This window comes from Methylobacterium currus, from assembly GCF_003058325.1.
Classification (GTDB): domain Bacteria; phylum Pseudomonadota; class Alphaproteobacteria; order Rhizobiales; family Beijerinckiaceae; genus Methylobacterium; species Methylobacterium currus.
This window is the reverse complement of record NZ_CP028843.1, coordinates 1,344,265-1,365,476: the sequence shown is the minus strand read 5'-3', so window position 1 is coordinate 1,365,476 and position 21,212 is coordinate 1,344,265. Positions and strand designations below refer to the sequence as shown.

The 21,212-nt window shown below is 72.2% G+C and carries 17 protein-coding genes; 9 read left to right on the top strand and 8 right to left on the bottom strand.

The window, feature by feature from the left end; genetic code table 11:
- Positions 1–13: 13 nt before the first annotated feature.
- Entirely contained in the window at positions 14–871 is an 858-nt protein-coding gene (locus tag DA075_RS06225) for a formyltransferase family protein (RefSeq protein ID WP_174800152.1), read from the bottom strand.
- A 23-nt stretch (positions 872–894) separates the two neighbouring features.
- The gene (locus DA075_RS06220; protein ID WP_099952478.1) at positions 895–1,668 is read right to left on the bottom strand and encodes an SDR family NAD(P)-dependent oxidoreductase; all 774 of its coding nucleotides are present in this window, start codon (positions 1,666–1,668) and stop codon (positions 895–897) included.
- A 268-nt stretch (positions 1,669–1,936) separates the two neighbouring features.
- Between DA075_RS06220 and DA075_RS06215 the strand changes: the two genes are divergently transcribed.
- Positions 1,937–3,904: a capsular polysaccharide biosynthesis protein gene (locus DA075_RS06215; RefSeq protein ID WP_099952477.1), complete on the top strand. Its 1,968-nt coding sequence runs from the start codon at positions 1,937–1,939 to the stop codon at positions 3,902–3,904.
- Positions 3,905–4,030: 126 nt separating this feature from the next.
- On the opposite strand, the gene DA075_RS06210 is transcribed toward DA075_RS06215, so the two are convergent.
- Together DA075_RS06210 and DA075_RS06205 are read right to left on the bottom strand one after the other, a co-directional pair.
- Positions 4,031–5,122: a phytanoyl-CoA dioxygenase family protein gene (locus DA075_RS06210; RefSeq protein WP_099952476.1), complete on the bottom strand. Its 1,092-nt coding sequence runs from the start codon at positions 5,120–5,122 to the stop codon at positions 4,031–4,033.
- A gap of 335 nt (positions 5,123–5,457) precedes the next feature.
- The gene (locus tag DA075_RS06205; protein WP_099952475.1) at positions 5,458–6,804 is read right to left on the bottom strand and encodes a capsule biosynthesis protein; all 1,347 of its coding nucleotides are present in this window, start codon (positions 6,802–6,804) and stop codon (positions 5,458–5,460) included.
- A gap of 679 nt (positions 6,805–7,483) precedes the next feature.
- Between DA075_RS06205 and DA075_RS06200 the strand changes: the two genes are divergently transcribed.
- Together DA075_RS06200 and DA075_RS06195 are read left to right on the top strand one after the other, a co-directional pair.
- On the top strand, positions 7,484–8,713 hold the full coding sequence (locus DA075_RS06200) for a polysaccharide biosynthesis/export family protein (RefSeq protein ID WP_099952474.1): 1,230 nt from the start codon (positions 7,484–7,486) through the stop codon (positions 8,711–8,713).
- A gap of 124 nt (positions 8,714–8,837) precedes the next feature.
- Entirely contained in the window at positions 8,838–9,083 is a 246-nt protein-coding gene (locus tag DA075_RS06195) for a LysR substrate-binding domain-containing protein (protein WP_099952473.1), read from the top strand.
- A gap of 60 nt (positions 9,084–9,143) precedes the next feature.
- On the opposite strand, the gene ettA is transcribed toward DA075_RS06195, so the two are convergent.
- The 4 genes from ettA to DA075_RS06175 form a co-directional block, all read right to left on the bottom strand.
- Positions 9,144–10,796 (bottom strand): energy-dependent translational throttle protein EttA, encoded by a 1,653-nt coding sequence (gene ettA, locus DA075_RS06190; protein WP_099952472.1) that lies wholly within the window; start codon positions 10,794–10,796, stop codon positions 9,144–9,146.
- Positions 10,797–11,042: 246 nt separating this feature from the next.
- Positions 11,043–11,315, bottom strand: coding sequence for a hypothetical protein (locus DA075_RS06185; protein WP_099952471.1), 273 nt, complete (start codon positions 11,313–11,315; stop codon positions 11,043–11,045).
- Positions 11,316–11,346: 31 nt separating this feature from the next.
- Positions 11,347–12,255, bottom strand: a complete 909-nt coding sequence (locus DA075_RS06180) for a DNA/RNA non-specific endonuclease (RefSeq protein WP_232386162.1) — start codon at positions 12,253–12,255, stop codon at positions 11,347–11,349.
- Positions 12,252–12,512 (bottom strand): hypothetical protein, encoded by a 261-nt coding sequence (locus tag DA075_RS06175; protein ID WP_099952470.1) that lies wholly within the window; start codon positions 12,510–12,512, stop codon positions 12,252–12,254. The genes DA075_RS06180 and DA075_RS06175 overlap by 4 nt, the downstream gene beginning before the upstream one ends.
- 283 nt (positions 12,513–12,795) lie before the next feature.
- Between DA075_RS06175 and dxs the strand changes: the two genes are divergently transcribed.
- From dxs to shc, 6 genes are all read left to right on the top strand, one after another.
- Complete coding sequence (gene dxs / locus DA075_RS06170; RefSeq protein WP_099956437.1) at positions 12,796–14,763, top strand: 1-deoxy-D-xylulose-5-phosphate synthase; 1,968 nt, start codon at positions 12,796–12,798, stop codon at positions 14,761–14,763.
- A gap of 179 nt (positions 14,764–14,942) precedes the next feature.
- A complete protein-coding gene (gene hpnA / locus DA075_RS06165; protein ID WP_099952469.1) occupies positions 14,943–15,995 on the top strand; it encodes a hopanoid-associated sugar epimerase in 1,053 nt (350 codons plus the stop codon).
- On the top strand, positions 15,992–16,876 hold the full coding sequence (hpnC, locus tag DA075_RS06160; RefSeq protein WP_099952468.1) for a squalene synthase HpnC: 885 nt from the start codon (positions 15,992–15,994) through the stop codon (positions 16,874–16,876). Before hpnA ends, hpnC begins: the two co-directional genes overlap by 4 nt.
- Positions 16,873–17,733 (top strand): presqualene diphosphate synthase HpnD, encoded by an 861-nt coding sequence (hpnD, locus tag DA075_RS06155; RefSeq protein ID WP_099952467.1) that lies wholly within the window; start codon positions 16,873–16,875, stop codon positions 17,731–17,733. The genes hpnC and hpnD overlap by 4 nt, the downstream gene beginning before the upstream one ends.
- A complete protein-coding gene (hpnE, locus tag DA075_RS06150; protein ID WP_099952466.1) occupies positions 17,733–19,058 on the top strand; it encodes a hydroxysqualene dehydroxylase HpnE in 1,326 nt (441 codons plus the stop codon). Before hpnD ends, hpnE begins: the two co-directional genes overlap by 1 nt.
- Before the next feature lie 77 nt (positions 19,059–19,135).
- Positions 19,136–21,175: a squalene--hopene cyclase gene (gene shc, locus DA075_RS06145; protein ID WP_164712217.1), complete on the top strand. Its 2,040-nt coding sequence runs from the start codon at positions 19,136–19,138 to the stop codon at positions 21,173–21,175.
- The last annotated feature ends 37 nt before the right edge of the window (positions 21,176–21,212 follow it).

Genomic DNA, 21,212 nt, shown 5'->3' with positions numbered 1-21,212 from the left:
CCGGGGCCCCCGCCTACGGCTTGAGCGACAGGCTCAAGGCCTCCCGCAGATCCCCGGCATCGACGAGCCTCCGGCCCCGCCGCTTCAGGTCGCGCAGCTGCGCCGGTGTCGGGAAGCCGCAATAGGGCAGGACCGGGACGCGCCGCCCCTCCGGCAATGCGCCCGCCCGCTCCGCTTCCGCCAGCACACCTTCCAGCAGCGGCCGCCCGGCCTCGTGCAGCAGCACGGCTGCCCGCGAGGCGGTGACGCCCTCGGGCAGCGCCACCGGCGCTTGCGCCAGGATCCCCCCGGCATCGATCGCCGGCGCTAGCCGGTGCACGGTGACGCCGAAATCCGGCCTGTCCTCCAGCAGCGCGTGCAGGGTCGGCACCGGGCCGCGATGGCGCGGCAGCAGTGAAGGATGGACGTTGAGGCCCCCCTTCGGGGCCGCCGCGAGGGTCGCGGCGTCGAAGATCTGGTCGAAGTGGAAAGACAGGATCAGGTCGGCCCGGTGCTGGCGCAAGAATCCGGTTACCTGCGGCCCGTTCACGTCGGTGATGGTGGCGTGCGGCAGGCCGAGGCGCCGGCACAGGGTGCGCAGGGGCGTCGCCTCCGGCACGTCGCGGCTGCCGGAGAGCGCCTGCGTCGCGGGAGCGAGGCCCCGGGCAAGGTCGGGCAGGCCGAAATTCACCGCGAGGTAGGGCAGGAAGCCGGGCCCGGAGCGCGCGAGGTGGCGCCGCACCTGGCCGGTCAGCCCGCCGGTGCTCGGCCGCTCGGGGTCGGACAGGCCCACGAAGGCGATCCGCGCGGCATGGTCGGCGACGAAGCGGCGCACAGCCCGGGCATTGGGCAGGGCCTCGAGGGTGAACAGGGCGATCCGCACCGGGGCTATCGTCTTTCGTGACAGGAATCGGCTCAGCGCTGCTGGCGCTCGCTCATCCGGAAGCTGAAGCCGCGCATGCCGAGGCGCCGCCAGGATTCCGGGATCAGCGCGGCGCCCCGCGCCGCCGCGGCGAGCGCCGCCGGGAAGGCGATCACCGCCTCGTCGCGGACCAGGCCCTTGGCGATGCGCTTCGCCGCCGCCTCGGCGCTCATCTCGAGCGGGCGCCAGCCCTCGTAATCGGCCCCCATCGCGGTCTTCACGTAGCCGGGGCAGACCACGTTCATCCGCACGCCCTTCGGCGCCAGCTTCTCGCGCAGAGCGAGGCCGTGGGCGAGGAGCGCCGCCTTGGTGCCGCTATAGGCCGGCGCGTCCGGCAGCGGCGCGTAGGCCGCGAGGGAGGAGATCAGCGCGATCTGGCCACTGCCCCGCGCCGCCATCCGGGCGACGGCGGGAAGCGCCACGTTGAGGGCGCCCATCAGGTTCACGTCGAGGACCAGGAAGGCGGTCTCCTCGGTCTCGAGCCCCCCGTCCGGGTGACCGCCATTGACCCCCGCATTGGCGATGACGAGGTCGAGGCCGTGGCGCCCGGCCACGTCGTCGATCCAGGCCCGCACGCCCTCCCGGTCGCGCACGTCGAGGGCCCGGGTCTCGACCGTGGCGCCCTTGCGCCGGCAGGCCTCGGCCACCGCCTCCAGGCGCTCGGCCCCGCGGGCATTCAGGATCAGGGTCGTGCCGGGGGCGGCGTAATGCTGCGCCAGGGCCGCGCCGATGCCGCTCGAAGCGCCGGTGATCAGGATGACGGGCAAGGGCGGTTCTCCCGAGGATCGGAACGCGGCGGCACGGCCCGCGCCTGTAGCACGGCGGTCCCCGCCGGGTCGCGGAAAAATCCGATCGCCCGGATTTGCAAAAATCAGATCGCTTGTAAGGAAAGCCGGTGCAGGACAGAGCCCGGCCCGACGAGGCCCCGTCCGTCGCGTGCGGCTCGCATGCTTGACGGGGCCGGGGTGATGTGGAACGGCCCCTGCTCCGGGTTGCATGGCCGGGGCGGCACAGTCCGCAGTGAGTGAGAGGCGGATGGATCGCGGCAAGCTGAAGCGGTTGTGGCCCCGGATGCCGTCGGAGTCGGAGGGCCCCGGTCCCCGACGCTCGCGGCGCCTGGGCAGCGAGCCGACCTCGCGGCGGGTGCGCCTGAGCGACCGCTGGGACGAAGGCTTCCTGCGGCTCGGCGACGCCCGTCCCGAGCGCGCGATGAGCTACATCATCGACGGGCTCGGCATCCATTACGATGCCACGGCGCCGAGCGAGCTCGAGGTCATGCTCGAGGAGGGCGGCTGGGAATCGGACGAGCTCATCGCCCGCGCCCGGGCCGGCATCGCGCGCCTGCGCGAGGGGCGGCTCAGCCTCGACAACGACCCGCGCCGCCGCGACCTGCCGGCGCGGGCGGACGCCACCCGCCGGCGGGTGGTGATCGTCGATCAGGCCGTCGGCGACCCGACGGTCGGGTTTGGGCTCGCCGGCGCCAGCGCCTTCGTGGCGATGCTGGCGGCCGCGGCCGCGGATGCGCCCGAGGCCGAGCGCCTGGTGGTGATGGATCCGGCCGCGAGAATCGGCCGGCGCGGCCATATCGACGCGGCGGCGGCGGAAGCGGCCGGCGCCCGCCTGGTGAGCGATCCCGTCACCGCCTGGTCGGTGGCCGAGGGGTGCGACCGCGTCTACGTCGTCTCGGCCCATGCCGGCTTCGAGGCAGCGCTCGCGGGCACGCCCGTGACCTGCTTCGGCCTGCCCTTCTATGCCGGCTGGGGCTTCACCGACGACCGGCTGCACCTGCCCCGGCGCACCCGCCGGCGCAAGCCGGCAGACGTCTTCGCCGCCGCCTACCTGGTCTGCTCGCGCTACTTCGATCCCTATACGGGGGCACCCGCCCGGTTCGAGGACGCGGTGGCGACCCTCGATCTCGTCGCGTCGCGCTGGCGCGAGAACGCGGTGCCGACCCTCTGCGTCGGCTTCTCGGCCTGGAAGCGGGACTGGATCACCAAGACCCTGTCGGCGCCGGGCTTCCGCCCGGTCGTCCGCCGCGGCGATGCGCCGGTGACGGCGGGCGAGCTCGCGGAGGTCCGGCGCGTCGTGACCTGGGCCAGCCGGATGCCGCCGGACACCGAATCCGCCTGCCGCGAGGCGGGCGTGCCGCTCCTGCGCATGGAGGACGGCTTCCTGCGCTCGATCGGACTCGGGGTCGCCCTGCGGCCGGGCGCCTCGCACGTCCTCGACGCCACCGGCGTCTACTACGATGCCACGGGTCCGAGCGACCTCGAGCGCCTGCTCGAGACCGGGACCTTCCCGGCCGATCTCCTCGCCCGGGCGGCGCGTCTCCGCGAGGCGGTGGTCGCGGCGCGGGTGAGCAAGTACAATGTCGGCAGCGCCGCGATCCCGGCGATGCCGCGGCCCGGACCGGTGGTGCTGGTCGCCGGCCAGGTCGAGAACGACGCCTCGATCCGCCTCGGCGGTGCGACCGTCTCGGGCAATGCCGCGCTCCTGCGCCTCGCCCGGGAGCGCAATCCCGGTGCCGTGATCGCCTTCAAGCCGCATCCGGACGTCGAGGCGGGCTTGCGTCCCGGCTGGGTGCCGCCGGACGCGCTCGCCGCCCATGCCGACGTCGTATTGCGCGACGTTTCGGCGATCGACGCGATCGAGGCGGCGGACCGGGTCGAGGTCGTGACCTCGCTGATCGGCTTCGAGGCGCTGCTGCGTGGCAAGGCCGTGACCACCCACGGCCTGCCCTTCTATGCCGGCTGGGGCCTGACCGAGGATCCGGGCTGCCCCCGCCGCACCCGCCGCCTGACGCTCGACGAGCTGGTGGCCGGCGCCCTCATCCTCTACCCGCGCTACGTCGACCCGCGGACCGGCCTGCCCTGCCCGCCCGAGGTCATGGTGCAGCGCCTCGCCGAGGGCGACCCGGAGCTGGCGCGCCGCGCCCTCACCCCCGAGGCCCTGCTCAAGCAGGTCTGGTCTCTGGTCTGGCGCCGCGTGCTGCGGCGGGGGTGAGGATTCTTCGATGCGTCCTGGCATCGATCGATGCCAGGACGTCCGGCGCAGGGGCGCCGCCGCCCGTTCGGGCATAGCCAGCGCCTTCGGACGAGTTCGAAGGCGCTGCGGTGGGGCTCACGCCCGTCACGTCCGGGCCGGCGCGTCGATGGCGACGGCGCCGACCGGGCGCCAGGGCGCGCCGCGGCCCGTCAGGCGGCGCTGGACGTCCTGCAGGCCGAGATAGAGCGCCAGCTCCCGTCCGCGCAGGCCCGGCAGCGCCTTGGGGTCGAGGCCGGTCCAGGGCAGGAACGGGTTGCGGCGGATAGTGGTGTGCACCGTCACCCGGGTGCTCGCCCGCAGGCTCGGGGCGCGGGCGTGGAACCCGAACGTGTCGGCGATGACCAGGGTGTTGCCCGGCACCGCGACCCGTAACGGCGGCCCGTAGCCGAGCCCGGCCAGCTCCGCTTCGGCGATCCGGAACGAGCCGGCGGCGTGGTGGCCGTTGGCGGCTTCGCGGGCCGCGATGCTCTGCGCCCGCTCCCAGGCGAGGCGCTCCGGCCTCAGCCGGTGGGAGCCTGACACGTAGGTGAAGGGCCCGTCCTCCTCGGCGACGTCGTGCAGGAAGAACCAGCCCTTGGTGGTGGCGTGGAAGGTGTCGGCATGAAGCGCGGTCTGCGGGTCGTTCGGCCCGTCGGGCTCGGCCAGCACCGTCTGGAGATAGGTGACCGGCTCCCCGGCCCGCGACGCGGCGTAGTGGGTCAGGGCCCGCAGGTCCGGGTGCCCGATCAGCGCCCGGAGGTGCGGCAACTCTGCGAGCGCCCGTCCGCCGAGGGGCACCATCCGCTGCACCGCCTGGCCCTGGCGCAGCTCCCGCGCCTCGAAGGGGCGCCCGTAGATCTCGGCCTTCAGCGCCGCGAAGGCATCCGGGTCGAGGAAGTCGCGCTTGATCACGATCCCGTCGCGGTCGAAGGCGGCACGGTCGGCCGGGTCGAGGCGATGCGCCATCCGGGCGCGCCGCTGCTCGGCCATATGGGCGGCGAGCCGCACCCGCCCGGCATGGAGGCCGAGCCGGTTCAGGGCCGGGCTGCCGAGGATCGGGTTCTTGGCGAAGGACTTGTCCGCCCCGGCGACGCCCGCGAGCCAGAGCGGCGCCCGGACGGCCCCACCCAGGACCCGCGCCGCGAAGCGGGCGAGCGACGGGGCCGAGAGAGCGGATGAGGTGGAGAGGGACGACATCGGAGCGGATCCTCCCCCGGGTCCTGCACGCGGCCGCGCTCACCGCCCGCGAGGCGCGTCGTCGCGCGATGAGAGCGGTCTTGCCGCCGGTGCAGTCCGGTTGGTCGAGACTTCTGTCCGGCCGGCATTCTGCAACATTGCAGCAACACGGACCCTGACGGCGAGAGATGCACCGTTCTTCGCGACGGTTCGCGCCATCAGATCAGCACAGGCGTAGCCGATCTGGCTTTAACCTATGAAAAAACCAATATTCGGCGACGCAGCGGCAGTGTGATCAAACGAAAACGGGGCCGTTTCCGGCCCCGTCGATCGTCCACCTGGTGGTTCTCGCGTGATCAGGCGTTCTGCAGCGCCTCGATGCCCGGCAGGTCGTCGCCGGTCTCGGAGACCGTGCGGGCCCGGGAGCGGACTTCCAGCCATGCGCCCTGCGTGAGGTCGAGGCGAGAAGCCGTTGCCTCCACGGCGGCGGTCAGGCCCTCGCCCTTGTAGTAGACGCCGCGGATCTGGATGTTGGCGACGATCGCCTTGATGAAGGCGTCCCAGAGGTCGCGCCGGGGCGGCTCGGCCTGCGTCCAGAACGTCTCCAGGGCGCCCTGATAGGTCAGGCCCTGGATGTCGTAGATCGCCGCGCCGAGCGTCATGGTCGGCTTGTTCGCGCGCATCGACCACAGGCCGACGGTGCTGTTGACCGTGACGACGCCGCGGCAGCCCTCCAGCATCGCGCCGAGGTCGCCGCCATCGACGAAATCGACCCGGTCGGCCACGCCCCACTTCGCCGCCGAGCGGCGCACGATGCGCGACCAGTTGCGGATGCCGGGATCGAGGGGGTGGATCTTGACGAGCAGGCGCGACTCCGCCGGGGCGTGCTCGGAGAAGGAGCGGATCACCGCGTGGATCGGCGTCTTCAGGTCGAAGAACGGCGAGTAGGCGCGCAGCTGGAAGTCGTTCTCCATCTGCAGCGGGAGCACGTAATAGGGGGTGCCGGCCTCGCGCAGGCGGCGCACCAGGGCGTCGCCCCGGGGGCCGGTGCGCTTGGCGCGCAGGATGTGCAGGCCGGTTCCGAGATAGACCAGGGCCGGGTGGTGCACCTGGTGCGACTTGTAGCCGGGATAGAGCCACCAGAGCCAGTTGCTCATCAGGTGGTAGGCCATGTCCCAGGAGGCCTGGGTGAGGAAGCTGTCGCGGTAGCGCGGTACCAGGTCGGGCTCCGGCGCCTGGGCGGCGAGCGCCATCACGGCCTCGGGATCCTTCGGGAAGCAGCTGTCGCCCGACATGCCGTCGCGCTCCAGCGTGATCCAGTCCGGCCGCAGGTAGCCGAAATCCGTCACCGTGACGTTGAGGCCGCGGGCCTTGGCGGCGGCGATCGCGACCTTGTGGTAGTAGCGCTGCTCGCCGAGCAGCATCAGGTCGGTCACGCCCTCGCGGTCGATCAGGTCGGCGATGAAGGCCGGCCAGGTCTCGCGGGTGCCGCGGAAGTTCACGCCGCCGGCCCGGCGCCAGAACAGCCAGTCGCCGAAGCAGAGGTTCACCCGCAGGCAGCGGTGGCCCCGCGCCTCCAGGGCATCGGCGACCCGGGCGAAATACGGCGTGACCGGACCCTGCAGGAACAGGAAGACCTGGCGGGCGCCCGGACGGGCGGCCGGGCGGACCGGTTCGACGTTTCGCGCGGGATCAGCTCTCACGGGCACACCTCGAGTCTGGGCAGGAGTCGGCCGCCGGTCGCGGTCGTCCGGCGGGATCCTGCGGCGGTCAAGGCCCGAACAGGCGCAGCCAGCCTGCCCGGACGGACATTCGGGACGCGCGAGAGCCGCGCGCGAGCCGCTGACGACGCGGACAGTACCGGCCAGCCCGGGACGAACAATGGCAAACCTGCAACGGTTGGGGGAAAATCGCAGGACCATCGTTGCGCGGGAACGGCCGGAGCCGACGCGATCGTCCGACGGACGACCGCTGTCATTAGGCCGGCGATCTGGGCAGGATCGTGGACGGACCGAGGTTTATTCCCGCGATTCACACGCCGTCCGGGCGGCGTCGCGCCCGGGCCACACTGAGCGCCCCTACCGCCACGCTCGCGACGCATTTGCGGCCGAGGTGCCGGAGGTTCGCGCCCCGCGGCGTGGACCCGGTGCAACACCGCCGCCGCTTATGCGCGCGGAGCGCCCCGTTCATCGCTCCCGAGGACCCGAGATGGTAGGAGGAGTGGCGAAGCGTGGCCGCGTGCGGCCGCGCCGGCGCGCCTCCGTGACGGGTGCGCGCTTCGAACGGGTAAGCGGGACGGATGCCGGCGCGCCGGCATCGACGGAGTGGACGGCCAGGTAGGTCGCGCGAGCGGCCCCGTGTGGTTTTGAGAAGGGGTGGTGCATGGTGCGCGTCGGTATGCCAGCGGTCCTGGCGGCGGCTTGCCTCATCGGGGGATGCAGCAGCTTCCTGCCCGCTTCCGGCCCGACGGCGAGCGCGGTCGCGGAAGGCGCCGACGTCGCCACCGATCAGGGCCTGCTCGCCCGCTACGAACTCGTCGATGTCGATGCCGCGGTGGTCGAGGCCCTGCGCGGCCGCCCCCTCGACAGCCTGCTCGCCTCCTTCGGCGACCGCCGCCCCTCGGTGCAGCCGGTGATCGGCGTCGGCGACGCCGTCACGGTGACGATCTGGGAGGCCGGCAGCGGCGGCCTGTTCTCCGCTCCCGCCATCGCCGACCGCTTCTCCACCGGCTCGAAATCCTCCAGCATCCCCGAGCAGATCGTGGCCCGGGACGGGACGATCTCGGTGCCGTATGCCGGCCGCATCAAGGTGGCGGGCCGGCGCACCCCGGACGTGCAGGCCCAGATCGAGCAGGAGCTGGCCGGCAAGGCGATCCAGCCGCAGGTGCTCGTCACCGTCAACTCGCCGCTCAGCACCAGCGTCACGGTGCTGGGCGAGGCCGCCGCCGCCGGCGGCGGTCGCCTGGCCGCGGCCCGCAGCGGCCCGGTCTCGAATCTCGGCGGCGGCCGCGTGCCGCTCACCGAGAAGGGCGACCGACTGCTCGACGTCATCGCCACCGCGGGCGGCGTCTCGGCGCCGGTGAGCGAGACCTTCGTGCGGCTGTCGCGCGGCTCGACCACCGCGACGGTGCCGCTCACCGCGGTGGTCTCCAACCCGCGCGAGAACATCTTCCTGCGTCCGGGCGACACCCTCACCCTGGTGCGCGATCCCCAGACCTTCCTGGCCGTCGGCGCCACGGGGGCGAATTACGAGATCCCGTTCTCGGCCGAGGGCATCACGCTGGCGCAGGCGCTGGCCAAGTCCGGGGGCCTGCGCGACTTCCAGGCCGATCCGGCCGGCGTGTTCATCTTCCGGTTCGAGCCGGCCTCGGTGGTGCGCCGCCTGCGGCCCGGCAGCCCGCTGCTGTCCTCGAACTTCGTGCCGGTGGTGTACCGGATCAACATGCGCGATCCCAACAGCCTGTTCGTCTCCCAGGCGTTCCGGATGCGCAACCGCGACCTCGTCTACGTCTCGAACGCGCCCTTCACCGAGGTCCAGAAGGTCCTCAGCGTGTTCTCCACCGTCACCTCACCGATCGCGTCCGGCGCGTCGCTGTACTCGGCGACGCGATAGGGAGAGCAGGCCGGAAGGGGCTTGGCTCGGGCCGCCTCAGGCGGCCCCCCGGCTGCCGGGAGCGCGCGGTTCGGTGAGCGCGAGCGCGAGGGAACAGCCGCCGAACGCCGCTCCAGCGACGCAGATGCCAGGCCAGCCCGTGCTGGTCCAGGCGACCGCCGCCGTGCTTCACGGGGCGGGGATCGGGCTGGCGCCCCTCTGGCAGGTCAGGCAGGATCTCGACGAAGGGCGCCTCGAACTCCTCCTGCCGGCACACGAGCCGCCGCCGATCCGGGTGAGCGCGGTGTGGCTGGGCAGTTCCGGAACGCCGGCCCGGACGCGCCTGTTCGTCGACATGCTCAGCCACCGGCTCGCGGGCGAGCGCATTTAGGTCCGAAGGCCGAGGACAGCGCCGTGAAGGCGGCGGGTCTCCCGCCGCCTCGTTCGCCGCTCAGCGGCTGAACTTCTTGTACTTGATCCGGTGCGGGATGGTGGAATCGACGCCCAGGCGCCGCTTCTTGTCCGCCTCGTAATCGGCGAAGTTGCCCTCGAACCACTCGACGTGGCTGTCGCCCTCGAAGGCGAGGATGTGGGTCGCGATCCGGTCGAGGAACCAGCGATCGTGGCTGATGATCACCGCGCAGCCGGCGTAATCTTCCAGCGCCTCTTCGAGCGCGCGGAGGGTGTCGACGTCGAGGTCGTTGGTCGGCTCGTCGAGGAGCAGCACGTTGGCGCCGCTCTTCAGGATCTTGGCCAGGTGGACGCGGTTGCGCTCGCCACCGGAGAGCACGCCGACCTTCTTCTGCTGGTCGGAGCCCTTGAAGTTGAAGGCGCCGCAATAGGCCCGCGAGTTGATCTCGCGCTTGCCGAGATAGAGGATGTCGTTGCCGCCGGAGATCTCCTGCCAGACGGTGGCGTCGGGGTTGAGCGCGTCGCGGGACTGGTCGACATAGCCGAGCTTGACGCTCTCGCCGATGCGGATCTCGCCCTTGTCCGGAGTCTCGAGGCCGTTGATCATCCGGAACAGGGTGGTCTTGCCGGCGCCGTTGGGGCCGATCACCCCGACGATGCCGCCCGGCGGCAGCTTGAACGACAGGTCATCGATCAGCAGCCGGTCGCCGAAGGCCTTCTCCAGATGGTCGAACTCGATGACGTTGTTGCCGAGCCGCTCGGCGATCGGGATTACGATCTGCGCGGTCGAGGGCCCCTTCTCCTGCGACTTGGCGACGAGGTCCTCGTAGCGGGCGATACGGGCCTTGGACTTGGCCTGCCGGGCCTTCGGCGAGGCCGAGACCCATTCCTGCTCGCGCTCGATGGTGCGCTGGCGCGACTCCTCCTCGCGGCCCTCCTGGGCGAGGCGCTTCTGCTTCTGGACCAGCCAGGACGAGTAGTTGCCCTCGTAGGGGATGCCGCGGCCGCGGTCGAGCTCGAGGATCCAGCTCGTGACGTTGTCGAGGAAGTAGCGGTCGTGGGTGACGATCAGGATCGCGCCCGGATAGGAGCGCAGGTGGCCTTCGAGCCAGCCCACGGTCTCGGCGTCGAGGTGGTTGGTCGGCTCGTCGAGGAGCAGGAGCTCCGGTTGCCACAAGAGCAGGCGGCAGAGCGCGACGCGGCGGCGCTCGCCGCCCGACAGCGTTGCAACCGCCACGTCGTCGCCCGGGCAGCGCAGGGCGTCCATCGCCTGATCGACCTTGGAATCGAGATCCCACAGGCCCTTGGCCTCGATCTCGTCCTGGAGACGGGTCATCTCGTCCGCCGTCTCCTCGGAATAGTTCATCGCGAGCTCGTTGTAGCGATCGAGGATCGCCTGGGACTCGGCGACGCCCTCCATCACGTTCTCGCGCACGGTCTTGTCGGGATCGAGCTGCGGCTCCTGCGGCAGGTAGCCGACCCGCGCGCCCTCGGCCACGAACCCGTCGCCGGAGAATTCCGTGTCGATGCCCGCCATGATGCGCAACAGCGTCGACTTGCCGGCGCCGTTGACGCCGAGCACGCCGATCTTGGCGTCCGGGTAGAAGGACAGGTGCACGTTGTCGAGCACCTTCTTGCCGCTGGAATAGGTCTTGGTCAGACCCCGCATGTGGTAGATGAATTCACGGGCCATGGGCTGGTCCTTCCGGGTGTCTGTCGCGTGGTCCCGACCGGATTCGGGGCGGGGCGGGCGGATGATCGTGACGATGATCCGGCCCGACGGGCGCCGGCGCGGGCGGTCGCGCGTGGAATTGGGAGTGCTCCCGCGCTTACCAGGGCCGCCGGGGGGGTGCAAGGCGGCCGCGGGACGCTGCTCTGGGTCTTCGATTGCGCCGCATCGTCTTCGGCGAACCGGTTTCCCCTCCGTCGGAAACAAGCTCTAGCCGAACGGGTTCTTCACCTCGGTCGTCGCCGCCCGGACCTCCTGCGCCCGCTCGGGCAGGTCGCCCTCGGCCTCCAGCGCCGCCACGATCGCCGCCAGGGTCTTCTGCAGCGCCTGCGCCCGCTCCAGGCTCTCCCGGTCGCGGGCGAAGTCGAGCGAGCCGTGAAGCGCGATCCGCGCGGTGCCGTTCTCGAGCGTCAGGCCGCCGAGGGTCTGGACCGCGGCATCGTCGGCGAAGGGGGTGAAGGCGGGCTTCGCGTGCGCGGGCATGGGCGTCTCGTCCGGGATGCGAGCGGGATCGTCAGAACAGCGAGCGGAGGACGTCGCGCCAGGCGCGGCGGGCGGCGCGGCGCAGCTCGGCGGCGAGCCAGTCGAGGAAGCCGGGCTCGCGGCGGCTGCGCGGGCCGCCGGCATATTCGTCGCGCCGCGGCTCGGGCAGCGCCATGATGCGGCGGCGGACCGAGTCCGGCAGGTCCGGAAAGGCGACGATGCCGCCGATCGCGGCGAGCTGCTCGAGGGAGATCGCCTCCCAGGCCTCGCCCGGCGCGGCGTTGCGGGCGAGGTAGACCCCGGCCTCGCCCCGGTTGGCGTCGTAGACCGCCTTGAAAAGCCTGGTCGGGATCAGCACCCGGCCGCGCAGCGACTGCACGCTCGTGCCCTCGAAGAGCGGCCCGGTGACGACGAAGAGGTCGCCGCGCGCGAGCGTGAGCGCCCGCACGCTGCTCTCGATCCCGGCCCAGAGCCGGCGGTTGAGGTCCGGATTCTGCGGCACGATGTTGGCGAGGGTGAAGGAGTCCGCCTGCGCGCTCGGGCTCGGCATGTCGCCGGAGGGGGCCATGTGGCCCCGGTCCCATCCGCTGCCGGCGTAATCCGCGAGGTCGGAGCGCGCCGCCTCGGGCAGCCGCTCCTCCTCGTGGAAGGCGTCGATCCGGTCGACCCGGCGCGCGGCCTCGATCCGCGCCGCGGTGAGGTGCTCTGCGGCGTAGAGCGGCGTGCGCGACAGGCCCGAATACAGGACCGCGAAGGCCTGATAGCACAGCAGCGTGGTGTCGGCCGAGAGCCGCGGATTGGTCAGCGCCGGGCGCGTGCCGCCGGCGAAATGCTCGGGACAGTCGCGCCCCAGCGCCGGTGCCGGCAGGGTCAGGAGCAACAGGCACAGGATTCCGGGCGGCGACGGCGGGCCGTCCCGCTTGCGGGCGACGCGCGTCACGCGCAGATCCGGACCCGTCGCGGGCCTTCCGGCGTCGGCCGCACCCGCCAGGTACAGGCGGGGATGCGGCGCCGCGCGACGAGATCGCAGGTCCGGTCGGTGGGCGGGCAGACGGGCAGGTGCGGCAGCCAGGCGGGGTCGAGGGCGGGATACAGCGGCACCGCCTGCGCCTCACGGCTCGGCGCGACCAGCAGGAGGCCCGGCGCCGCCAGCAGCACGCTCAGGACGAGCCCGCGCGCCGGTATCGACCGTCCCATCTGACCTCCGTGCTGGAACGCGTATTGGCGAGACCGCCGGGCGGTCACGTCGTGCTCAAGCATCCTAGCGCATTCCGGCGCAGCTGTCGCCGCGCCATAAAGGATTCACGCCGGGTTCAGGATGTTCTTCGGGGTTGTTACGCCGCGCACAGCCGCAACCGTGAGGTTCGCGCGCCGAGCGATGGCGCGATCGGCCGCTTGCGGTATAACGGCCGCCATCTGCGGGGATTCCCGGCCGCGAGGCTTAGGCGGGATCCGCCCTCGAATGAGCGAGTGTCACGACTTGTCCGATCTGGTTCTTCCCCTCCTCGACCGCGTCCGCGAGCCGGCGGATCTCCGCCAGCTGCCCGAGAGCGACCTCGCCCAGCTCGCCGCCGAGCTGCGCGCCGAGACCATCGACGCCGTCTCGGTCACCGGCGGCCATCTCGGCGCGGGCCTCGGCGTCGTCGAGCTCACCGTCGCCCTGCACTACGTCTTCAACACCCCGGACGACCGCCTGATCTGGGATGTCGGCCACCAGGCCTATCCCCACAAGATCCTCACGGGCCGCCGCGACCGCATCCGCACCCTGCGCCAGGGCGGCGGCCTCTCGGGCTTCACCAAGCGCGCCGAGAGCCCCTACGATCCCTTCGGCGCGGCCCATTCCTCCACCTCCATCTCCGCCGGCCTCGGCATGGCCATCGGCCGCGACCTGAGCGACGCCGCCGCGAAGGCGCGCGGCGAGACGCCCCCGCGCCGCAACGTCGTGGCGGTGATCGGCGACGGCTCGATCTCGGCCGGCATGGCCTACGAGGCGATGAACAATGCCGGCGCGCTGAAGTCGCGCCTCATCGTCATCCTCAACGACAACGACATGTCGATCGCGCCCCCCGTCGGCGCCATGTCGTCCTATCTCGCCCGGCTGGTCTCGGGCGACACCTACCGGTCGCTGCGCGACACCGCCAAGCAGTTCGGCCGCCTGTTGCCGAAGGCGATCTACGACACCGCGGCGCGTGCGGAAGAGTATGCCCGCGGCATCCTGGCCGGCGGCGGCACGATGTTCGAGGAGCTCGGCTTCCACTATGTCGGGCCGATCGACGGCCACAACCTCGACCACCTGCTCCCCGTCCTCAAGAACGTGCGCGACGCGCCGGACGGCCCGGTGCTGGTCCACGTCGTCACGCAGAAGGGCAAGGGCTACGCCCCCGCAGAGGCCGCCGCCGATCGCGGCCACGCGGTGGTGAAGTTCGACGTCATCTCGGGCAAGCAGACCAAGGCCAAGCCGAACGCCCCGGCCTATACCCGCGTGTTCGGCGAGAGCCTGATCAAGGCGGCCAATGTCGACGACAAGGTGGTGGCGATCACCGCCGCGATGCCGTCGGGCACGGGCGTGGACCTGTTCGCCAAGGTGCATCCGGAGCGGACCTTCGACGTCGGCATCGCCGAGCAGCACGCGGTGACCTTCGCGGGCGGGCTGGCGACGGAAGGGTTCCGGCCGTTCTGCGCGATCTACTCGACGTTCCTGCAGCGCGGCTACGACCAGCTGGTGCACGACGTGGCGTTGCAGAACCTTCCCGTGCGCTTCGCCCTCGACCGGGCCGGTCTGGTGGGGGCCGACGGGGCGACGCATGCGGGCGCCTTCGACCTCGCCTATCTGTGCTGCCTGCCGAACATGACGGTGATGGCGGCCTCCGACGAGGCCGAGCTGGTGCACATGGTGGCGACGGCGCATGCGCATGATTCGGGTCCGATCGCGTTCCGCTACCCGCGGGGCGAGGGCGTGGGCGTCGAGCTGCCGGAGACGGGCGAGGTGCTGCCGATCGGCAAGGGTCGGGTGATCCGGCGTCCGGAGGGGGCGCGGGTGGCTTTGCTCAGCCTCGGCACGCGGCTTTCGGAGGCGCTGAAGGCGGCGGAGCGGCTCGAGGCGTCGGGCATCGGGGTGACGGTGGCGGATGCGCGGTTCGCCAAGCCTCTGGACGAGGCGCTGATCCTGGACCTGGCGGCGAGCCACGAGGTGCTGGTGACGCTGGAAGAGGGGTCGGTGGGCGGCTTCGGGGCGATGGTGCTGCACCTGCTGTCGTCGCGCGGCGCGCTCGACGAGGGCAAGGTGCGGGTGCGGACGCTGACGCTGCCGGACGCCTACCAGGAGCATGACACGCCGGAGCGGATGTACGCGGAAGCGGGGCTCGACGCGCCGTCGATCGTCAAGGTCGTCGAGGCGACCCTGCCGGTCCGCGGAGCGGAGCGGGGCGGGCGACTGCGCCTCGCCTGAGACGTCTCGCCGGGAAGGGTGATCCCGGCGGCAGGATCTGATGCGCGGGCGGCACGTCCGCCCGCGATCGACCTCCCATGCCTTGCGGGCATGGCGCCGGGCTGGCAGAAGCGGCCCGGCTTCCCGACTTGTAACTGCCGGAGACCGGGCCCACCGCCCGCACGGTCGAGAAAGAGTGCATGACCGAGGCCCAGAACCGCATCGCGCCTGACCGCATCCCGTCCGGCCCCGGGCTCGAGGCCGGACCGGTGCTGATCACCGGCGCCAGCGGCTTCCTCGGCCCGGCGCTGGTCGACGTGTTCCGGGCCGCCGGCTTCCCGGTGCGGGTGCTGGTGCGCGCGACGAGCCCGCGCACCAACCTGACCTGGCCCGACGTCGAGATCGTCGAGGGCGACATGCGCGACCCCGAGGCGGCGGCGGCCGGCATGCGCGGCATGCGCTACCTCGTCCATGCCGCGGCGGATTACCGGCTCTGGGCGCCGGACCCGGAAGAGATCGTGCGCACCAACCGCGAGGGCACCCGGGCGCTGATGCGGGCGGCCTTGGAGGCGGGCGTCGAGCGGATCGTCTACACGTCGAGCGTCGCCACCATCAAGCCGCACGACGACGGCACGCCCGCCGACGAGACCCGGCCGCTGACCCCCGAAACCGCCATCGGCGCCTATAAGCGCAGCAAGGTGGTGGCCGAGCGGGTGGTCGAGGAGATGGTGGCCCGCGAGGGCCTGCCGGCGGTGATCGTCAACCCCTCGACCCCGATCGGCCCGCGCGACGTCAAGCCGACCCCGACCGGGCGGATCATCGTCGAGGCGGCCAACGGCAAGATGCCGGCCTTCGTCGATACCGGCTTGAACCTCGTCCATGTCGACGACGTGGCGAAGGGCCATCTCCTCGCCCTGCACAACGGCCGCATCGGCGAGCGCTACATCCTCGGGGGCGAGGACGTGCTCCTGTCGCGCATGCTCGCCGACATCGCCGGCCTCGTCGGGCGAAAAGCCCCGACCGTCCGGCTGCCCCGGGCGGCGGTCTATCCGGTGGCCTTCGTGTCCGAACTCGCCGCGCGGATCACCGGCAAGGCGCCGCTCGCCACGATCGACGGCATCCGGATGTCGCGCTACCGCATGTTCTTCTCCGACGCCAAGGCGCGGGCCGAGCTCGGCTACGCGGCCCGGCCCTACCGCGACGGCCTGTCCGATGCCGTCGCCTGGTTCCGTCAGGCTGGATACATCCGATGACCACCGCCACCGAGGCGCGCTCCGGCAAGGGGCACCGCGACGAGAACTTTCCGGTCGCCTCGCACCTGATCCATCCGCGCCACCGCGGCCCGATCCTGGACTTCTACCACTTCGTCCGGGCCGGCGACGACGTCGCCGACAATGCCGGCCTGTCGCCGGAGAAGAAGGTCGCGCTCCTCGACGGCCTCGCCGACGCGCTCACCGGCAAGGGCCCCGACGATCCGGAGGCCGCTCCCTTGCGCCGCTCGCTCGCCGAGCGCGGGTTGCCCCCGCGCCACGCGCTCGAATTGCTCGACGCCTTCCGGATGGACGCGCACAAGTCGCGCTACGAGAGCTGGGACGAGCTCGCGCATTACTGCCGCTACTCGGCGGTGCCGGTCGGCCGTTTCGTCCTCGACGTCCACGGCGAGGATCCGGGCCGCACCTGGGCTACGTCCGACGCGATCTGCACCGCGCTCCAGGTGATCAACCACCTCCAGGATTGCGGCAAGGATTATCAGAACGTCGACCGGGTCTACCTGCCGCGGGAGACCTTGGAGAAGCACGGCGCCCGCATCGAGGATTTAGGTGCCGAGCGCGCCACCCCGGCTTTGCGCGCCGTGATCGGGGAGCTGGCGCAGCGCTGCCTCGACCTCCTCGAGGAGGGCCGGCCCCTGCCCGACCTGATCGACGACACCCGCCTCGCCATGGAGATCGCGGCGATCCACCGCCTCGCGGTGCTGCTCGCCCGCGGCCTCACGGTGCGCGATCCGCTGAGCGAGAAGGTCCATCACGGCAAGGCCGCCTTCGCGTTCACTGCGCTCGCCGCCGCCGCCACTGCCCTCGCCCGGCGGCCGTTCCGCCGCCGCCTCCACCCGGCCCTGCGGGGAGCCCGCCCGTGACCGCCCTCGCCTCCCAGCCCGCCTCGCAAGCCGAGGCCTCGACCGAGGCCCCGGCCCTGCCGGCCGCCGGTTCGTCGTTCTACACCGCCATGCGGCTGCTGCCGGCCGAGCAGCGCGACGCGATGTACGCGGTCTACGCCTTCTGCCGCGCCGTCGACGACGTCGCCGACGACGGCGGTGCCCGCGAGGTGCGGGCCGCCGAGCTCGACCGCTGGCGCGCCGACATCGATGCCCTCTATGCCGGCCGCCCCGTTCCGCGGACCCAAGCCCTCGTCGGCCCGGTGCGCCAGTTCGGCCTGCGGCGCGAGGACTTCCAGGCGGTGATCGACGGCATGGCGATGGACGCCGAGGCCGACATCGTCGCCCCCGATTCTGCCACCCTCGACCTCTATTGCGACCGGGTGGCGAGCGCCGTCGGCCGGCTCTCGGTGCGGATCTTCGGGCTGCCCGAGGAACCCGGCATCACGCTCGCCCACCATCTCGGCCGGGCGCTCCAGCTCACCAACATCCTGCGCGACATCGACGAGGATGCGGAGCGCGGCCGGCTCTACCTGCCGGCCGAGCCCCTGGCGGCGATCGGGGTCTCGCACCCGACCCCGGCCTCAGCCCTCGCCCATCCGCGTCTGGCCGAGGTCTGCGCCCGCCTCGCCGACGAGGCGCAAGCGCATTACGACGCCGCCTGGGCGATCATGAACCGCGAATCCCGCCGCGCCACCAAGGCGCCCCGGATCATGGGGGCGGCCTACCACCTGATCCTCGTCGGCCTGCGCAAGCGCGGCTGGGCGGCGCCCCGTGCGCGGGTGAAGCCCGGCAAGCTCGCGCTGGTCGGCGTCCTCCTTCGTCACGCGATCGTCTGATGGGTACCGTCCACGTCCCGAAGGTCCACGTCCTTGGTGCCGGCCTCGCCGGTCTCTCCGCGGCCCTGCGCCTGGCGAAGGCGGGCCGCCGCGTCGTGGTGCACGAGGCGGCCAAGCAGGCCGGCGGGCGCTGCCGCTCCTACTTCGATCCGGCTCTCGGGCTGACGATCGACAACGGCAACCACCTGCTCCTGTCGGGCAACCGCGACGCCCTCGACTTCCTGAAACTGGCCGGCGCGCCCGACGGCGTGCTCGCCGGGCCGGACGAGGCCGCCTTCGCCTTCGCCGACCTCGCCACGGGCGAGCGCTGGACCCTGCGGCCGAATGCCGGCCGCCTGCCCTGGTGGGTGCTCGACGCCCGCCGCCGGGTGCCGGGCAGCCGCGCCCGCGACTACCTCGCCCCCTTGGGCATCTTCCGTGGCGCCACGAAGGCCGCGACGATCGGCGAGAGCATGGCCTGCGAGGGGCTCCTGTGGGACCGGCTCTGGCGCCCGGTGCTGCTCGCCGCCCTCAACACCGAGCCGCAGGAGAGCGATGCGGGGCTTGCCGCCACCATCCTGCGCGAGACGCTCGGCGCCGGCGGCCGGGCCTGCCGGCCGCTCGTCGCCGTCGAGGGCCTGTCGGCGGCCTTCGTCGATCCGGCCCTGGCGGCTCTGGCGAAGGCGGGCGCCGAGATGCGCTTCGGCCGGCGGCTGCGCGGGCTCGGCATCGAGGACGGGCGGCTGACCCGGCTCGACTTCACGGACGGTGCGGAGGATCTCGGGCCCGACGATGCGGCGGTGCTGGCCCTGCCGCCGTGGGTCGCCGCCGACCTGATGCCGGGCCTGGACGTGCCGCAGAGCCACCGCTCGATCGTCAACGCCCATTTCGCGCTGCCCCCGAAGCCGGGAGCGCCGCTGCTGCTGGGCGTCGTCGGCGGCGTGACCGAGTGGCTCTTCTCCTACCCCGACCGGCTCTCGGTGACGATCAGCGGTGCCGACCGCCTGCTCGACGTGCCGCGCGACGAGCTCGCCCGCACGATCTGGGACGAGGTCTCGCGGCTCTCGGGGTTTTCCGGCGAGCCCCTGCCGCGGTGGCAGATCGTCAAGGAGAAGCGTGCCACCTTCGCGGCCACGCCCGCCGAAGCCGCCCGCCGGCCCGGTGCGCGCACGCACATCGCCAATCTGGCCTTGGCGGGAGACTGGACTGCGACCGGGCTGCCCTCGACCATCGAGGGGGCGATCCGGTCCGGGGCGACGGCCGCGCAGATCCTGTCTGGCACCGACGCTCGCGCCGGCACCGGTGCGCGCACCGGCGGCAACGCTGCGTTGCGCGGAGCCGCTTGACGCCAGGGCCCGCTTTCGGGAACAGCGTGGGCGTGCGCGGCGTTTTGTGCGCTGCGAAAACGAATCGGGATGGCATCATGGGCGGCGAGGCGGAGCCGCCTACGCTTGAGGAAGGCAGAGACACCGTGGGCAAGGTCGAGACGCTGCAACGCAAGAGCACGCAGGACATCACCCTCGACGAGGTCGAGCGGCGGGTGTCGGCGGCGTCCCGGGCGCTGACGCAACTGGCGCATGCCGACGGGCACTGGTGCTTCGAGCTGGAGGCGGACGCCACCATCCCCTCCGAGTACATCCTCTACCACCACTTCCGCGGCTCGGTGCCCGGGCGGGAGCTGGAGGAGAAGATCGCCGTCTACCTGCGCCGGACGCAGAGCGCATTGCACCACGGCTGGGCCCTGGTGCACGAGGGGCCCCTCGACATCAGCGCCACCGTCAAGGCGTACTTCGCGCTCAAGATGATCGGCGATCCGATCGACGCGCCGCATATGCGCCGGGCCCGGGACGCGATCCTGCAGCGCGGCGGCGCCGCCCACGCCAACGTCTTCACCCGCACCCTGCTCGCCCTCTACGGCGAGGTGCCGTGGAGCGCCGTGCCGGTGATGCCGGTCGAGGTGATGCTGCTGCCGCGGTGGTTCCCGTTCCACCTCGACAAGGTGTCCTACTGGGCCCGCACCGTGATGGTGCCGCTCTTCGTGCTGCAGGTGCAGAAGCCCCGGGCCAGGAACCCGCGCGGCGTCAGTGTGCGCGAGCTGTTCACCCAGGATCCCGAGCGGGTCCGGCGCTGGCCCTCCGGCGCCCAGGAAGCGTCGCCCTGGCGTCCGGTCTTCGCGGTCATCGACGACATCCTGCGGGTGGTCGAGCCGTTCTTCCCGGCCAAGCCCCGGGCGCGCGCCATCGACAAGGCGGTGGCCTTCGTCAGCGAGCGGCTGAACGGCGAGGACGGCCTCGGCGCCATCTTCCCGGCCATCGCCAACTCGGTGCTGATGTACGAGGCGCTGGGCTATCCGGAGGACCACCCCCTGGTGGTCACGGCGCGCTCGGCGGTGGAGAAGCTCGTCACCGTCAAGGAGCACGAGGCCTACGTCCAGCCCTGCCTGTCGCCGGTCTGGGACACGGCCCTGGCCGCCCATGCCCTCATGGAGGCCGGCGGGCCGGAGAACGAGCGCCAGGCCCGCGCCGCCCTCGAATGGCTGAAGCCCCTCCAGGTCCTCGACATCAAGGGCGACTGGGCGGCCCGCAAGCCGGACGTGCGCCCGGGCGGCTGGGCGTTCCAGTACAACAACCCGCACTATCCCGACCTCGACGACACCGCCGTGGTGGCGATGGCGATGGACCGGGCCCAGACCCGTCTCGGCCCCGGCGAGGGCGGCTCCGACTACACCCACGCGATCGCCCGCGCCCGCGAGTGGATCGAGGGCCTGCAGAGCCGCGACGGGGGCTTCGCCGCCTTCGATGCCGACAACACCTATCACTACCTGAACTACATCCCGTTCTCCGACCACGGCGCCCTGCTCGATCCCCCGACCGCCGACGTCACCGCCCGCTGCATCTCGATGCTGGCGCAGCTCGGCGAGACCAAGGAGACCAGCTCCGCCCTCGCCCGGGCCATCGACTATCTCCTGGCCGATCAGGAGGAGGACGGCAGCTGGTACGGCCGCTGGGGCATGAACTACATCTACGGCACCTGGTCGGCGCTCTGCGCGCTCAACGCCGCCGGCCAGGACCCGGCCTCGGCGCCGATGCGCAAGGCGGTGGAGTGGCTGGTCGCGATCCAGAACCCGGATGGCGGCTGGGGCGAGGACGCGGCGAGCTACAAGCTCGAATATCGCGGCTACGAGCGGGCGGCGAGCACCGCCTCGCAGACCGCCTGGGCCCTGATCGCCCTGATGGCGGCGGGCGAGGCCGACCACCCTGCGGTGGCCCGCGGCGTCAATTATCTGGCCCGCACGCAGGGTGCCGACGGGCTGTGGGGCGAGGACTTCTATACCGGCACCGGCTTCCCGCGGGTGTTCTACCTGCGCTATCACGGCTACGCGAAGTTCTTCCCGCTCTGGGCGCTGGCGCGCTACCGCAACCTCCAGCGGGGCAACAGCCGAAAGGTCGCGGTAGGGATGTAGCGAGGAGCGGTCGGGTCCGCGGCGCAACCGCGCCGAC

What these genes read in the sequence shown, in the direction of transcription:
- hpnC (WP_099952468.1), top strand. Translation starts at nt 15,992, where the DNA reads ATGACCACCGCCACCGAGGCGCGCTCCGGCAAGGGGCACCGCGACGAG.
- DA075_RS06200 (WP_099952474.1), top strand. Translation starts at nt 7,484, where the DNA reads ATGGTGCGCGTCGGTATGCCAGCGGTCCTGGCGGCGGCTTGCCTCATC.
- DA075_RS06195 (WP_099952473.1), top strand. Translation starts at nt 8,838, where the DNA reads ATGCCAGGCCAGCCCGTGCTGGTCCAGGCGACCGCCGCCGTGCTTCAC.
- ettA (WP_099952472.1), bottom strand. Translation starts at nt 10,796, where the DNA reads ATGGCCCGTGAATTCATCTACCACATGCGGGGTCTGACCAAGACCTAT.
- hpnA (WP_099952469.1), top strand. Translation starts at nt 14,943, where the DNA reads ATGACCGAGGCCCAGAACCGCATCGCGCCTGACCGCATCCCGTCCGGC.
- shc (WP_164712217.1), top strand. Translation starts at nt 19,136, where the DNA reads ATGGGCGGCGAGGCGGAGCCGCCTACGCTTGAGGAAGGCAGAGACACC.
- hpnE (WP_099952466.1), top strand. Translation starts at nt 17,733, where the DNA reads ATGGGTACCGTCCACGTCCCGAAGGTCCACGTCCTTGGTGCCGGCCTC.
- DA075_RS06210 (WP_099952476.1), bottom strand. Translation starts at nt 5,122, where the DNA reads ATGTCGTCCCTCTCCACCTCATCCGCTCTCTCGGCCCCGTCGCTCGCC.
- DA075_RS06175 (WP_099952470.1), bottom strand. Translation starts at nt 12,512, where the DNA reads ATGGGACGGTCGATACCGGCGCGCGGGCTCGTCCTGAGCGTGCTGCTG.
- DA075_RS06215 (WP_099952477.1), top strand. Translation starts at nt 1,937, where the DNA reads ATGGATCGCGGCAAGCTGAAGCGGTTGTGGCCCCGGATGCCGTCGGAG.
- DA075_RS06185 (WP_099952471.1), bottom strand. Translation starts at nt 11,315, where the DNA reads ATGCCCGCGCACGCGAAGCCCGCCTTCACCCCCTTCGCCGACGATGCC.